This is a genomic window from Clostridium sp. (assembly GCF_036569345.1).
GTDB lineage: Bacteria > Bacillota > Clostridia > Clostridiales > Clostridiaceae > Clostridium_AD.
The window spans coordinates 37,966-54,464 of record NZ_DATCQT010000134.1 but is presented as its reverse complement, the minus strand read 5'-3'; the positions used below and the strand labels follow the sequence as shown (position 1 = coordinate 54,464).

Genomic DNA, 16,499 nt, shown 5'->3' with positions numbered 1-16,499 from the left:
TCCAGCAACTATAGAACCTGCATCAATGTAATTTGCCATAGATGCTGAAATAGTTGTTTTCCAAGTTAATTTGTTTTTATCCTTAACACTCATTTGCTTTTCATCTTTATTACACATTTGTTTTATTCCTCCTTTTCTTTTACTCTAAATGGAATAGTTCTTTTAACTCAATTGAAACTGGACTATTATCTTCATTTGTTTCCATAACATCCTTCATATATTCCCACCATTTTTTACATATCTCTGTTTCGGAACTTTCACTCCATAATTTCTCATCTTCAATTTCTAAATATACAATTAGACTATTTGTTTCTGCTTCCAAGTAAATAGAATAGTTTTTTGCACCATATTGATTTAACATCTCCACCATTTCAGGCCAAATTTCATCATGACGTTTTTTGTACTCATCATGTACACCGCTAAATACTTTCATAACAATACATTTACGAATCATTTCGTATTCCTCCTTTGTATATCTTGTATGTACTTTATATATATTTTTTTATACGTTTACATAAATAGTATATTTTTTTGTATACGGTTGCTGTATACGTTTGTAATTGATTATATTCATATTATACCTGCTTATATAGAAACATTCATTAACCTTAAAAGTGTTGTTAACTATCAAAATCAGTTTTTAGGGATGAACAAATGCTAGCTAATTCTGTCTTTAATCCTTATATATAATATAAAAACGCCTTTGTAATTTCATCAATTACAAAGACGTTTTTGTTTAATTATTATTTATCATAATACTTTAACTCATCTATTCCAGCATTCTTTTTCTCAAATCATCAACCTTTTTGTCTTCCCTATTATTTTGAAGCATCATGTATAAATAAATTGGGATACCTACGAGCATTAGTATAAAACCATACATTACAACATTTGCACCAGTTCCGTATATTGCATAAATAGTATATCCAAAAGCAAGCAATGCAACAAATGAATTCTTAAGGAAATTCCAAATATTAAAATTTTCAGAATGTTGTTTTAAGAGCACTATGTCTGCTGCCGCTGAAAAAGCATAAGCAGGTAAGAATGCCAATGTAGCAAGTAATAGCATAAAATTAAATGCTGCATTTAATGAACCTACGTAATTTAATATAAGAAGTAAATTAGCTGCAACACCACTTATTACAAGTGACGCTACAGGAGTTTTGTATTTGGGATGTATTTTTCCAAATACTTTTGGAAATAATTTATCTTGAGCAGCACCATATGAACTTCTAGCAGTTGTTAATATCCAGCCAGCTGTTGCTCCTAGTGTTGATATTATAGCACCAATAGCTATAAAGTTTCCACCCCAAGTTCCACCAGTTGCTGCATTGATTATATCTGCAAGTGGAGCCTTTGAGTTAGCTAATGTTGCTTGATCTAAAACACCCATAGCAACTATTGAAACAATTAAATATATAGCTGCTGAAATTAAAGTACCATATATAGTACTCTTTCTAATGTTTTTTTCTGGATCTTTAATTTCTCCTGCAGGTACTGTTGCACTTTCGATTCCTACGAAAGCCCACAGCGCAATTGCAATTGCTGCCGGTAGAGTACTAAATCCCGAAACCTTAGCACTTGAAACAGTACTAAGCATTAAGGGGTTAAAATGAATACCTGCAATTACTACAAATACTACTAATGCACCTACTTTTAGTACCGTTGTTACAATTGTAATCATACCTGCTCCTTTTACGCCAAGAATATTTATAATGGTAAAAAACCACAATACGCCTGAAGTAATTAAGAACGCAGACATTGGATCCGCTGCACCAGGGAAAAAATAAGTGAAATAAAGCATAAATGCAGTAATAATAGCAGCGTTTCCAACCCAAGCGCCTACCCAATAGGTCCATGCAATTAGAAATCCTGCAAAATCACCAAAGGCTGCTCTAGTATACACAATAGGACCACCCGTTAGTGGCATAGCAGTTCCTAAACTTGCAAAACTTAATGCAATAAGAAGTGATCCAATAGCTGTAATTACCCAAGCAATTATAGCAGTTTTAGGATTTGATGCAGAAGCTAGCGACGCAGCCGAGGTGAAAATACCTGAACCTATACAGTTACCTACGACTATTGCAGTTGCTGCGGCAAGGCCAAGTTCCCTTTTAAGCTCAATTTTACCAGGCTCCTTAATGTTATTGACTTGATTCATAAAACAATACCTCCTCAATTGTTGATCTTAAAACATTTTATTATTGCGGTGAAAACAAAACGTCAATTAAAAAATTGTCAACCTAGAATAATTTTTTAATTGTTTTTAATTTTACATTATATCTTAACTATTCTATTACAACGATGTATTTATAATTATAAATATATCATAAAATTTCTGTAAAAACGATGTTTTTATTTAACACTAACCAATATAATGAATAATTGTTCTTTCCAATCTAGTAAGAATCTGCAAATGTATTTAATCATGTTATTAAGTATATATAAATAAATCTAAAATAAATAATAATTAATACCTTTATATTTTTCAATGAAATGGGCAAACTATTTTCAATATATATAAAAAAATCTCTTTATTCGGAAGGAGGTTATTATGAATAACCACAATGTTGAAAATGAAAAGGATTTTTTAAATTATCCTATAAACAGCGATTTAGTGAACATACCTATCACGACCCAAATGGATAATGTCCGCAGTACTCCTGATATAGCTGATAATGATAAATTTAATAAAAGAAATGAGAAAAAGAGATCCCACAATAAAAAATAATTACCAGCTAATAATTAAAATATTAAAACACAGTAAATTTTTATTTTATCTACTGTGTTTTTTTATGTATTTTTATAGCGAATCTTCCCACTCAGGTCTTAACAAACCATACAAATACATATCATAACGTTTGCCATCCCGATGTATGAATTCCCTGTAAATCCCTTCTCTTTTAAACCCTATTTTCTCGTATAACTTTATAGCAGGTTCGTTGTATTCAAGTACAGTAAGATATATTCTATGAAAGTTCAGTTCCTCAAATCCAAACTCCATTGTTAATTTAAAAGCTTCCGTGCCGTACCCTTGTCCCCTACTTTTTTCTTCTCCAATTCCTATATATATTAAAGCAGTTCCATTATTCCAAGATATATTTTCAAATCCTGTAACTCCAATTAATTTCTGCTCTTTAAGTTCTTTCACACCAAAAATATACGCTGTATTGCTTTTTCTTATATCACTAATTACATCTTTTATATCTTCCATATTTTTAGGAATTGCGCTTACTACATCATAATTACGCATGAAAGATACATCATTGTGCCACTTTTCGATTTCCGAAATATCTTCTTCATTTATAGAAGTAAGATTTATTTTTTCTCCACGCAAAAGATTTTTCATTCTATCACCTTTCCCATTTTTATTTTAAAACAAAGAATAAGACCCTTTCGGATAAATAGACTAGCAAAATGCTAGTCTATTTATTTGATATCATTAATATTATTAAAACCAAAGATATATTTTTTTTCTAATTTAAATGGATGATAAGATAATTTTGATTTCCTTAGACCTGCTATTCCAAGATCCTGCTCTCTATTGATTATCTTAACATCACTAAAATTTCTATCGACGAAAGTTTTATTGATAAAACTATATACTCCACTGTACTTCACATCTGCTTTTTCTATATGGATTACTGCCAAATTATCATTTAGTTTTTCACCTAAACTAAATGCTACTATTTTTCCATCTACGTAAACAGCTATTCCTTTTGTATTTACAATTTCCATATTTTTCAGAACATCTTTTATTCCCTGCAATTCGCAATTAAGTATATAATCAGCTTTATTGCTTTCATACCATTTTTCTGCTGCTACTATAACATCTCTTATTACTTCAACTTCCTTAATGTCTTTAATCTCATAATTGTAATTTTTCACAAAAGAGTTATAATGGTTTTTTTTACCATGAAGTTTCTTTCCGGAAAGTTTTATAAGTTTTTCGGTTTCATATAAATAATCAAAATTATCTCTATCTTCCTTTATACAGATACCATGAGTTTCACCATAAATTTTCTTTATTTTTTCCATAAAATCCTCATCTAGGTCCTTAAACAAGAAGTCCATATTATCTTTTGTTTTATATTCCATTAGTGCATCTATTATTTCTTTAAGATTTTCATTGCTGTAACCCAAAGGTTGCATAAAATAATATCTTCCCTCAAAATCTTTTTTCTTTATTATTAGAGCACCTTTATGAATAGTAAAACAAATATCACAAGCTTCTCTCCATATATATAAAGTTGTAAAAGAATATTCACAACTTAGAAATTTATATGGATATATAAATTCTTCAAGTAAATTTTTATCTTCAATCATAAGTCTTTTAAAAATCATAATCTCAACCTTTCCCTTTAAGATATACCATAAATATCATCTTTTCTTTCTCTCATGTATCATTTTAGACCGTTAACATATTTTTTGCAAGTAGATACCTTTTTGAACTTTAGTTACCAACTAGATACTTTATATTAGTAATATAATAATACGATACATTATTATACATCAAAGTCGTAAAATAGTTAACTTAAATTAGTTTTATTTATATTGTTCTATGATCGAATTGTGATAATGTCTTATTATACCGAATTTGATTATGTCCCAAAAAGAATATAGTATAATAAAACCTCATGACTAACGTTAAATAGCTATTACCATGTACTTGAGCAAATATTGAAAACCTACGGTATTCCTTATATGTTTTACATTTATAATTTATATTATCCCTATTGGACTTATTTTTAATTAAATTCATAATTTTCATTACACTCAAAATAAAGTAGTAGTAATTTTAAATTTTATTTACTAAGAAATTCCCCGAATTCCTCCTTATTTTGAAATTTTCCAATAAAAAAAGTACTATATAAATAATATCATATATAGTACTTTTCCCACAATATAAATCCTTATAACGATATATTTATAAAAATATCTTCAATTTCTCTTTCAATTTCTGACCCTTCAAGCAAAAGCTCGCAAACTGTTATAACCTATTATAAATTCTCTAATTGGATACAATCCTTTTGTACATAGGTTGTAAGAAAATCTATATATACTATTTTCTCAGGTGTGTTTTTATCATTTATCATTATTTATACACATGATAAGTTCTTTAGTTAATCAACTCTTCTTAAATCTCGATTGCACCGCTCGCTTTACAACATCAAAAAAACTTAACGAATGAAGCATATGCTTTGGCTCAACATATTTTCGAATAGCACGAAGTACTTTTTTGGGTTCTTTAGAAGAAAAAATATAGTTACCATTTTTCTTCGTTTGGATCGCATATCGTGGAATCCACTTTCCTTTTAGCAATACGGACGCAATAACATTGTCAACGTCTTCCCATGGAATTTGAATATATTTGCGAGAATCACGAGAATTATAAAACTCAAAACCTTTGTCGCCGATCATAATTTTTCCATAATCTGTAAGACCTGTAAGCGCTGTTGCATCAATTACTAGATCCACCTTTGTATTGAGTGATTGAACCATATGATCTACCTCTTTTCTATTATACACACATTTGTTTCTATTATATGCTTTTTATTTGTTTCTATTAATTAATAGCTATCTTTAAATCATCTCCTGCGGAGCTGCAATATTAACGACTTCAGAAGGAGATTTATACTCCCACTGAAGTTTTCTATTTGCTAGGGTGTGTAACTCCCACTAATAGAAGTGGGAGCCTTTCCTTCTGAAATGTCGTTAATACTTCGCGGGAATTTTTGAATACCTTCAAAATATTTACCACGCTCTCAATGCATAAACTACCTTGCTTCTGCTAAATTAATAAATCATTGTACTTCTTGACTATAGTATATAATATACCTTCTTAAAATGAAATAATCAAGTGCAGCAAGGCACAACCGTCAAAAACAGTTATACTAGACATAAAATTAAATCATCTCCTGGGTCGATGCAATATTAACATAGAAGGTAATAAAAAAAACCCAGGCCAAAAAGCCCAGGTTGAGTAAAAAATATTACATTAAACCGATTAAGTGGAAAACAATTCCGACTGCGAACAGCCCAAAAATAATTGTAATTGGAGATACTTTCTTCTTAAGCAACCACATACAAAGTAATGTCAATGCTAATCCTGCAAGTCCAGGAATCAAAGAATCCAAGTTATTTTGCAATGTTGTAACCTTAACATTAGTTAGTGACAAACCACTTGATTGTTGTAACAGAGCTTCTTTAATACCGTTCGCTCCAGCAGGAATGTTGTTCCAATCAATGTAGGCACCGTTAGCTAACTTAACGTTTGATACTACTGGTGCAAATTTAACGGATACCCATCGGTTAACTAATGATCCCAAAATGAACATACCAAGGATAGATGCTCCTTTTGTAACATCTTGTAGTAAACCACCTGATACATCATCGGTAATATGAGAACCTGCTTTGTAACCAAACTCTTGTGTATACCACATAAATGCCATACGGATGATATTCCAAGCGAAGAAAAAGATAATTGGTCCAAGGATGTTACCAGCCATAGCAAGAGAAGCAGCTAAAGCCCCTAAAATTGGTCTAACAGTAAACCAGAAAACTGGATCACCAATACCAGCTAAAGGTCCCATCATACCAACTTTAACACCTTGAATAGTTATGTCGTCGATTGGTAAACCATTTGCACGGTCTTCTTCTAAGGCTAATGTTACACCAATGACTGGTGAAGCTACATATGGGTGAGTGTTAAAGAACTCCAAGTGACGTTTCAATGCAGCTGCACGATCTTCTTTAGTCTTGTATAATTTTTTGATTGCGGGTATCAATGCAAATGCCCAACCACCGTTTTGCATTCTTTCGTAGTTCCAAGAACCTTGAAGGAAAAATGAACGGAACCAAACAGAAATACGATCTTTTCTCGTTAATTTTATTTTATTTGCCATTTTCGTGTTCTCCCCCTTTCTTAGTAAGTATCAATAATATCGCCTAATGGATCACCAATATTTGAGTTTCCACCATTACCTGAGCCGCCTTGTTTAGTAAGCTTTAAATAAACAAGAGCCACACATACACCGATTGCACCTAGTCCGATAAGTGTAATTTCTGAAATGGTTGCTAACACAAAACCAATTGCAAAGAATGGCCATACTTCTTTTGTAGCCATCATATTGATTACCATTGCATAACCGACAGCTACGACCATTCCACCACCGATTGCTAAACCACCTGTTAACCAAGTAGGCATAGCTTCAAGTAATGAACGAATCGGAGCAGCACCAATTGCTAAAATCAAGCCTGCTGGAATTGCAATACGTACACCCTGCAAACAAATAGCAATGATCTGCCACATTTCAACTTTTCTGATATTTCCTTCTTTAGCAGCAGCATCCATGAAATGTACAAACGCTGTAGCAATGGTACGACAAATAATTGTTAATAATAACCCTGCAACTGCTAGCGGAACAGCAATAGCGATAGCTGAAGGAACTCCTGCTGTACCTTGGCCACCAAGAACTAAAATAATTGCAGATGCAACAGATGCAAGCGCTGCATCTGGTGCTACAGCAGCACCGATATTTGCCCACCCTAAAGCAATCATTTGAAGAGTACCACCTAAGATTAGGCATGGTATTAAGTTACCTGTAACTAAGCCGATTAACGTACAAGCAATTACTGGTTGGTGGAATTGAAATTGATCCAAGATACCTTCCATACCAGCTAGAAATGCCACGATAACGACTAATATCACTTGGACAATATTTATATCCATGATTATTAATCCTCCTTTTTCATTTAAATTTTTAGATTATTTTAGTTTATTTAATTCACCTTGTGCTTTTTTAAGGATTTCGGCCATATTTCCTTTTGAATCATTTGGGACTTTACGAACATCAAAAGTAAGTCCAGCTTGTTTAAGCTTATTGAAGGTATCAATATCGTCTTGATTGAAAGCAAGTACTTTGTTTGGTTGAACTTTACCGGTCGAGTGAGCCATAGAGCCAATATTGATTGTCTTCAAAGGTACTCCACCTTCTACCGCTCTAAGTACATCTTGTGGATTTTCAAAAAGAAGCAATGCACGTTGTCCGCCGAAAGACTGATCATTTTTTGCAAGTTTAATCATTTGATTAACTGGAACAACATGAGCTTTAACACCCGGAGGAGCAGCCTGTGTGATCAATTTCGTACGAAGCTCATCTTTGGCTACTGCATCTGACACGACAATAATTCGTGTAGGTAGCACATCTTTTGTCCAAGCAGTCGCTATTTGTCCATGAAGTAAACGAGAGTCAATACGAGCTAAAACATATTCGAATGATCCAGGTGCACCTGCATTAGATGGCCCAGCGGTCGTTGCAGAAGCTTTACCATTATCTGCTGGTTCTAATTCTTCAGGCTTAACTTTAATTCCTTCTTTAGCTGTTTTTAAAATATAAGCCGCAATTTCCTGTGCGGATTCCATTGAAGAACGTGAAGCATAAGCTTCAATCACCATTGGTAGATTCATACCAGCTACGATTGCCCATTTATCTTTGTGTTCTTCAAATAGACTATTTGCTTGGTTGAATGGTGTACCACCCCAAAGATCAACTAAGATTAAAACCTCATCTTGGTTGTCAAAGGATGCGATTGCGTCTTTCATTTTTGCTTTAAGATCATCAGGGCCTTCACTAGGCATCAACGTAACAGCTTGTGCGTTTTCTTGTTCTCCGAAAATCATCGCACCAGATTGCAAGATGCCTTTAGCAAATTCTCCGTGACTAGCAAGAATAATTCCTACCATCTTTATACCTCCTATTTTTTATTTGTTACAGTAAAATTTATATAAAAGTTTAAAAAAACCTGTAACCAAAATTAGTAATTATGATATTTTTCAATTAATTTAAGAATTGTAATGACATTTGATTTCACTCCAGGTGGAGATGCTTGTTTTAACAATTTTTTTTGGAACTCATCACAAGCAAACATAACGATTACAAGTAAAACCCATTCAATCTTAGTTGCTTTGACAGAATTTAATATGGTGAATCTTATAGTTTTGACATTAAATCTACTTTTGAATCTGAAGAAATTTTTCTTATTTCTAGTTCAATGCCTTTTTCATTTAATTTTTTGAAAGCTTCAATATCTGTATCATCTACCGATACTACACTAGTTATTTGTTTCTTTCCTTCTTTAAATGACATACCACCAATATTTACACTCTTTATGGCTACTCCACCTTCAACCATTCTTACAACATCGGTTGGATTAGTGAAAAGAAATAGCACTCTATCATCTTGGTATTTTGGATTCTTATAAACTCTTATTGCCTCATCAATTCCTACAACACTTGATTTAATTCCTGGAGGTGCAACTTGCTCCAAAAGTGTCTTTCTAATTAAGTCCTTTTTTACATCATCATTACATACAATTATTCTTTGACATTTTGTGTCTTTTGACCAAATTGTTGCTACTTGACCATGTATTAATCTGTCATCAATTCTTGCTAACACTATATTCATTATAAATCATTCTCCTCATCAGCACTTTCACCTAAGTTGTCACACTATTATATATAGCAATTGTCGTGCCAAAATAGTGTATTGTTTTTTATATTTGTGTTAAATCTTTTAAAATAGCCATTTTTTATTTTAAATTTTTTTTATTTTTTTTATATTGATACACTTATTCTATAGTTTCAATACTAATTTTAATTTTTCGCTGATAAAAAGTGTTTCAAAAAAGAAGTGTATCAGTATATTATCTTCTATTCTATCATTTCTGCTAAAAACAATATTTCATCTTCAGTTAAACTTATGTTTATTGCGTTTTTAAATACTTTATTTGCCTCTGTAATAATCTCTACCAAGTGTGAATTTAGCTTAGCTTTTTCCCTCTTGTACTTTAACCCATCCTTTATTATCATTCTCTCTAGTGCACAACCTACATGCACCATTATTCTTATTTTGGTTGCATTGTTAAAGCTTATTTTTGTGTTTTCTTCTAAAATATTTACAAATTGATACAATAAACTTATTATTTTAGAAGGATTTAAATAAGTTAAAAATTGATTTAAACTGTCTTTGCATAAATCCTTAACTACTGTATTTTCATGGCCTTTTTCAATTTTAAAGTTTTTTCTCTGTATTATACTCATTAAAATATTTTCACCATTACCACTAATTAACTCTTCAAGGGAGATAAAGGTCGCTTCAATTTTAGGATTTAAAATACCAACAGAAGCTATAATACTATAGTTATTTTTTATTTTTATTATTTCCCTTTTTATGTCTTTTATACTTATTGGTAAAATTTCAATTTCTTTTTCATCTGTACTTCTAACAATGTTCTCCACAAGTTCTTTTAGCTTTACTGCAGTCCCCTCACCTGTGGAGCATATTGTTATTATTGCCTTTTTCTTATTTGCATCGTCTTCATTAATAACTTTCTCTTCTTCCTCAATCTTTGAATATCCTCTAAATTGCTTTAGAGAATTATATAAGGCATCTAAATTCATATTTAAAATAGTTGCTTTCCTTATGGCTTCTAATACTAATGAGGTGGTAACCATATCTAGTGTCTTAACCTTTATATCTGTTTTTTCCATTATTATAGACTCAAAGTTAACAAGTGAACCCATATCCACAAGCAATAGAACCCCCTTACCCATGTCTATTCCCCTAACCTTTTCAATAATTTCATCTAAAGTTTGATTGGGACTAACTTCTAATGGCATATCTATTGCTTCGATTACACCCTCCCCTAGAAGCTGCTTTGCCACATTAACCATACTACTTGCTGTGCTGCTTCCATGTGCCGCTACAATTATTGCCACATGCTGATTTGTTTGTTCCTCCGTAATAGAACTGATTAACAATGTAAGATATATAACTTCAATCTTTGGAACAACCACATTATATTTTTTTTCAACCATTCCCTTTACGTCTACTGCAATATTTAATTCTGTGCGTTTATCATCTATTATACCTTCTATATTTTTATACTTAAGATTTTGATGATTACTTAATCTGTTTAAAAATGAACTTAAATGTAGACTTAATGCATATAAAAATCTATCAGTTAGTGTTTTATCAAGCTTTTTTTCAATCATGTCCATTATTTCTTATGAAAATTTAAGAATATCTTCATCTACTATTTTTAATATTTTACTTCTACCATCCTCATCATTTTTAACCTTGTTATAAAAGGATTTAATATGCACATTGATATCAGTTGTAATAAAATTGTTTATATACTCCTCATCTGCACCTCCTTTTTTCAAAATTGCTGCCTTATCTTCTATTATTTTGTATAAATTAAAAGGTGGATCATAAGGATCTTTTTCAATTAATACACTGTGACCTTCTGAAGTAACTATTAGTTGCGAATCTAAATAGCCAGATATTTCTTCCATTTCTTTACGTTTGCCACTTAGATAAAATAATCCGCTTTTAATTTCTGAAGGCAACGAATTAAAATCTATTTCTATAAAATCCTTATTATTGATACTATTTAAAAAACCCTTAGCGCAAATAAGTTGAATATTTGATTTCATCTGACCAATATTTCCATAAGATGTGCTTCCAATAATTGCCTTTACTGCTTCATCTTCAATTTTTATTACTTTGTTTACTCTATGTGCCTCATTGGCTAATAAAAATTTGATAAAATCAACTTTATCACTGGCTGTCCTTTTATCAAAGTTAGGAATAGTTATAATTATTGGTATTCTTCTTACAAATGTCTTTAGTAGTGATGAATTGGGCTCCTCCGTAGTGGCTCCAATTATTAAAACGCAAGATTTTCTGTTTCTCTCTGTCTCTCCTAATCTATTAAACATACCTGTATCCATAAAATAAAACAACATTTCCTGTCCTTCTGGTGGTAATCTGTGTATTTCATCTAGAAATAATATACCGGTATCTGCTTTTTCAACAATTCCAGCCTTTTCGCTATCAGCACCGGTGTATGCTCCTTTAATATGTCCAAACAGTTGTGAGGTTAAAAGTTGAGGATTATTATAATAATCAGCACAATTAAATACTATAAATGGTGAGTTTTCATCTAATTTTTTCCAATACTTTGCTTGCTTGTACATCATATTTGCAAACAAGGTTTTACCAACTCCTGTTTGACCAACAATTAATGTGTGCAAACCATTTGGAGGATAAAGTATTGCAGCTTTTGCCTGTTCAATTTGATTTTTAAGACTAGTTTGTGCTCCAATAAGTTTATCAAAAGGACATTCTTCCTGGCTAGTTTCATTTTTTTCCAAGAAAAACTCATTTAAATTTTTTACTTCTATTGGCCCAACTGGCAACTTTTTATTCAAAATTCTTTCTAAACAAGCATTATCAACGTATAACACAGGTCTAGATTTTATTTTTATTATTCTATCCTGTCTAAGCAATTCATTTAATTCCATACTTACGTTATTTCTTAAAATATCTAAACTCTGAGATATTTCAGCTGCGCTAAAACCGATTTTTTCCACTAAGTTTTCACGATTAAATTTATCTGTTTTTTCAGCAATATACTCATAGATTTTTTCGCTTCTCTTCAAATTATCACTCCCAAAGATTAATACACTTAATACACTTAATACACTTAATACACTTCCTTTATTATAAACTGTATTGAAATAAATATTCAAGTTTTAAGTGTAAAAAAAAAGCTTCTTAGCATCAATATTTTAATTCATCATAGATTTAAGAAATAGATATTTTGTAATAACATATATATGTCTACTGGAGCTAATTATACTGTTATGAGTATTTAAATTTAACTTTAATTTATCTTTATTGCAAACCTCTATAATTTTCAATACCTAATTCATTTTTATAAATAACTTTGTCTGTTAACTTTTCTTTTATAATAGCCCCATTTGATGCTATTACTGGTGACTTTACACCTATTAAATTTGAATAAAAAGCTGCATTGCTTTAAACTCTTCCAGTAGCAACAACAAAGCACCAGCTATTGCTGGTGCTAATAATTAAAACTTTTTGGGACATTTTCAAATTCAGTTGACACTTAAATTAGTTTTATTTATATTGTTCCCACATAGTTACCTTATAAAACTATATTTCTATAGAAACATAAAATCTATTTATATATATCGGAAAATTCTATTGATAGATTTTGTTCATAATTTTTTTCAAAGACCTCTTTATTATTAAGATTATTTTCCTCCTCTTCTCTATCAACTGTTTTAACTGGTAGAGTTATTATGAATTCGCTTCCTTCTCCCTCGACACTATACGCACTAATTTTACCTCCATGCATTTCTACAAGGGATTTTACTAATGCGAGTCCTATGCCACTCCCCTCATTTTGTCTTGATGTAGATTTATCAATTTGTGCAAAACGTTCAAAAATAAAATCTAACTTACCTTTTGGAATTCCTATACCTGTGTCTTTTATAGATATTTCAATAAACCCTACATCATCAGAAATATTAACTAGAATGCTTCCATTTCTCTTAGTAAATTTAACTGCATTGGATAATAAATTCAACATAATTCTTTCAATTTTTTCTTCATCAAATGCAATTATTTTTTCCTCTACATCAGTATCAAATATAAGGGTTATACCATGACTTTTTATATACTCAGCTACAGATTGCGATATTTCTTCAACAACATATACTATATCGCCATTTTTAAGATTAAGGCTTATATAATCTGCATCAATTTTAGTTGTATCTATTATGTTATTAATAAGTCTAAGTAACCTTAGAGAATTTTGATTCATTATATTAATATAATATTTAATTTTTTCTTCACCTAATTTTTTTGATCCGTCCAAGGATTTTAACAACTGTACTGTACTACAAATTACATTTAGAGGAGTTCTAAGTTCATGTGACATATTAGTTAAAAAATCCGTTTTCACCTTGTCATATGCTATAAGCTCTTCTACCCGCCTAGTGGCTTCTGCATTTTGCACGCTAAGAGTTTCAACTTGATTTTTAGCTATTCCAAGCTCATGTACTAATGATAGGGCTTTTTTTACTGAGTGCTTTAATGTTATCAAAGTATTTATTCTACAGAGCAGTTCATGCATATTAAAAGGTTTATTTAAATAATCATTTGCACCACACTCAAATGCCAAAACTAAATGTTCTACGCTACTATCTGCAGTCATAATTAACACTGGAAGTTCAAAAATGGATTGTTTTTCCCTAATAATCACACACACATCATTCCCTGAAATATCAGGCATCATCAAATCAAGAATTACCAAATCTAAATCTACATTTTCATCGATTACTCTCAATGCGTCAGTGCCTGATGATGCTTCTAAGATTTCAAAAGTTCCATTTGATAGATAATTCTTTAATACCTTAAGATTTACATACTCATCATCAACTATTAAAATCTTGTACTTATCTTTACTACTTGAATCTATATTTTCATTAATAATTTTTCTAACATTCTCCATAGATACACTTACTACGTTAGGTTTTATCTCTAGATGTTTTGAATATGTTGCTAGCATTTCTGCGGTCTCTTCATTATCTTTATTATAGAGATTTTCATGAAGATTACTCTTTAGCTCTTCCTCAGTGCATAATGGAAGAGTAAAAATAAATTTACTCCCACCCCCTATAACCGAAGAAACCTTAATGGTACCACCCTGTATTTGAATAAGCTCTTTAGTTACATAAAGCCCTACCCCAGTACCACCATATTTCTCTGAAATTCCATCCACCTGCTCATATCTATTAAAAATTTTATGAATTTCATGCTCTGGAATTCCTATTCCGGTGTCTGCAACACAAATTTCAACAAAAGGTTTTTTTACGACATAAGATAATATTATTTCCCCTTCATGTGTAAATTTTATAGAATTACTCAATAAATTATATAAAATTTGCTGAATTCTATCCTCATCTCCAAACACATAAGGTGTATCTTTGTTTATAAAATTTTTAAAAACAACATTTTTATTGTTTATTGATATTTCACTAAATTTTATTACCATATCTACCACATTGCTTATATTAATAGATTTGGTATGCAAAACAATTTGATTATTTTTAAGCTTAGAGAATATCATCATATCATTAACCAAGTTAGATAATCTTTTAGCACTAGAATTCACCAAAAACAGTTCCTCCCTGAGCTCTGTATCTATATTAGCATATTTATTATTTACTATTCCTTCAGTTAATCCAATAATCCCATTTAATGGAGTCTTTAACTCATGAGAAGTTACAGCAAGAAAATCATCTTTTAAGTCATTTAAAGATCTAAGTTTAGCACTATTATTCTCAACTCTTGAAAGTTCATTAGCTTGCCTTTTTGCTAAAACATAATAATTCACAATAATAAATAATAATATACCTTGTGATGCAAATGAATCCGTAAATATGATACTGTATTCATACAAGATATCGTTAATTCTTGTGATAAATAATGCAAACAGCCCTACCACAACTATAAAATCAGTTTGTTGCCTCTGTATATATTTTTCAGAAATTGTATACATCATATAAAATATCAATGTTAAAGCTAATGCTTCAAAAGGTGCTATATAGTATAAATAATACTGAACTGGAATGAAAATTACAATCAAGGTAAATACCAAAGCTAAATAATTAGATATTTTCACTAATTTACGTGACATAATTTTTTTGTAAGAATTATCTATAAACAACATAATGAATGGAATGTATGCATAAAATGTCCAAAGTTTTAATTTTGCAGCTAAAGTATAATTAAGGTCAGGTAATAGTGGGGTTAGAAATCCTTTACCAATAAATAATGTCCTAATGGCAATTATTACGCAAACAATTGCAAAATATAATTGACCCTTGTCTTTTCTTCTATTAACAAATACTCCAAAGCTGAATATAGCAGCCATAATGGTACATCCAAAAATAAATAAACTCAGTGCTAATTTATTCTCTCTTATAGTTGTAATCTTTTCTGAATTTCCAAGTACTAACGTATCTATATGTCCATATTTATTATAAAAATTACTAACTCTAAGGACTAAATAGATTTCACCATTTTTCACATAAAAAGAGTCTATAGTTGGGTCCTTTTGCGGAATCATTTCATTTTTAGTTTTGCCAACTTGTCCTACAGAGTTTATTAATTTATCGTCAGCCCAAAGTTCATACGCACTTTGGATAAAACCTATCTTTACTGAATAAAGCTCCTCCTTATTATTCATAAGCAGCTTCAATCTATATGTACAATATTCCTGTTGCTTTAAAACATCCGGTAGATGTCTATAACTACTAGTTCCCAAAGGAGTATTCGCAAAATTTTGAGGTAAAAGCAATTTATTATCATAAAACTCCCATCCACCATTAAGTTTAATCATACCATCCTTTTTAAAATCCCAATTTCTTAAATCTAATACCCCCTTTTCTGCTATGGGTATTTTCTTTTTTGTGTGGCTAATTTCACTACTTCCTTTAATTATTGTAACAAACACAATTAAAGTTATTGATAGTAAAATAAATAGTTTTATTCTATGAGTCTTAATTACTACCATAAATTAACTCCTTCTTCACTGTATTAGAGTACCATTTTAAAAAA

The 16,499-nt window shown here is 30.7% G+C and carries 13 protein-coding genes; 1 reads left to right on the top strand and 12 read right to left on the bottom strand.

Translation table 11 applies throughout. The annotated features are described in order from the left end of the window. Positions 1–139: 139 nt before the first annotated feature. Both rhaM and VIM70_RS12965 read right to left on the bottom strand, forming a co-directional pair. A complete protein-coding gene (rhaM, locus tag VIM70_RS12970) occupies positions 140–454 on the bottom strand; it encodes an L-rhamnose mutarotase (protein ID WP_331946185.1) in 315 nt (104 codons plus the stop codon). A 315-nt stretch (positions 455–769) separates the two neighbouring features. Further along, a complete protein-coding gene (locus VIM70_RS12965) occupies positions 770–2,161 on the bottom strand; it encodes an amino acid permease (RefSeq protein WP_331946184.1) in 1,392 nt (463 codons plus the stop codon). A 393-nt stretch (positions 2,162–2,554) separates the two neighbouring features. On the opposite strand from VIM70_RS12965, the gene VIM70_RS12960 reads away from it, so the two are divergent. After that, positions 2,555–2,731 carry a hypothetical protein gene (locus VIM70_RS12960; protein WP_331946183.1) on the top strand — a complete coding sequence of 59 codons (177 nt, stop codon included), beginning with the start codon at positions 2,555–2,557 and terminating at the stop codon, positions 2,729–2,731. A 72-nt stretch (positions 2,732–2,803) separates the two neighbouring features. Here the strand turns inward: VIM70_RS12960 and VIM70_RS12955 are convergent, their stop codons facing one another. The 10 genes from VIM70_RS12955 to VIM70_RS12910 form a co-directional block, all read right to left on the bottom strand. Further along, on the bottom strand, positions 2,804–3,349 hold the full coding sequence (locus VIM70_RS12955; protein ID WP_331946182.1) for a GNAT family protein: 546 nt from the start codon (positions 3,347–3,349) through the stop codon (positions 2,804–2,806). 80 nt (positions 3,350–3,429) lie between these two features. Beyond that, positions 3,430–4,344 carry a DUF2156 domain-containing protein gene (locus VIM70_RS12950; protein WP_331946181.1) on the bottom strand — a complete coding sequence of 305 codons (915 nt, stop codon included), beginning with the start codon at positions 4,342–4,344 and terminating at the stop codon, positions 3,430–3,432. 783 nt (positions 4,345–5,127) lie between these two features. Then, the gene (locus VIM70_RS12945) at positions 5,128–5,502 is read right to left on the bottom strand and encodes a DUF956 family protein (protein ID WP_331946180.1); all 375 of its coding nucleotides are present in this window, start codon (positions 5,500–5,502) and stop codon (positions 5,128–5,130) included. Positions 5,503–5,993: 491 nt separating this feature from the next. Beyond that, on the bottom strand, positions 5,994–6,905 hold the full coding sequence (locus tag VIM70_RS12940; RefSeq protein WP_331946179.1) for a PTS system mannose/fructose/sorbose family transporter subunit IID: 912 nt from the start codon (positions 6,903–6,905) through the stop codon (positions 5,994–5,996). 20 nt (positions 6,906–6,925) lie between these two features. Then, on the bottom strand, positions 6,926–7,732 hold the full coding sequence (locus VIM70_RS12935; protein WP_331946178.1) for a PTS mannose/fructose/sorbose transporter subunit IIC: 807 nt from the start codon (positions 7,730–7,732) through the stop codon (positions 6,926–6,928). 36 nt (positions 7,733–7,768) lie between these two features. Then, entirely contained in the window at positions 7,769–8,746 is a 978-nt protein-coding gene (locus VIM70_RS12930) for a mannose/fructose/sorbose PTS transporter subunit IIA (protein WP_331946177.1), read from the bottom strand. 247 nt (positions 8,747–8,993) lie between these two features. Then, the gene (locus VIM70_RS12925; protein ID WP_331946176.1) at positions 8,994–9,467 is read right to left on the bottom strand and encodes a mannose/fructose/sorbose PTS transporter subunit IIB; all 474 of its coding nucleotides are present in this window, start codon (positions 9,465–9,467) and stop codon (positions 8,994–8,996) included. Positions 9,468–9,712: 245 nt separating this feature from the next. Further along, positions 9,713–11,056 (bottom strand): PRD domain-containing protein, encoded by a 1,344-nt coding sequence (locus tag VIM70_RS12920; RefSeq protein ID WP_331946175.1) that lies wholly within the window; start codon positions 11,054–11,056, stop codon positions 9,713–9,715. Positions 11,057–11,068: 12 nt separating this feature from the next. Beyond that, complete coding sequence (locus tag VIM70_RS12915; protein ID WP_331946174.1) at positions 11,069–12,508, bottom strand: sigma-54-dependent transcriptional regulator; 1,440 nt, start codon at positions 12,506–12,508, stop codon at positions 11,069–11,071. Positions 12,509–13,050: 542 nt separating this feature from the next. Next, on the bottom strand, positions 13,051–16,455 hold the full coding sequence (locus VIM70_RS12910) for an ATP-binding protein (protein ID WP_331946173.1): 3,405 nt from the start codon (positions 16,453–16,455) through the stop codon (positions 13,051–13,053). Positions 16,456–16,499: the final 44 nt, after the last annotated feature.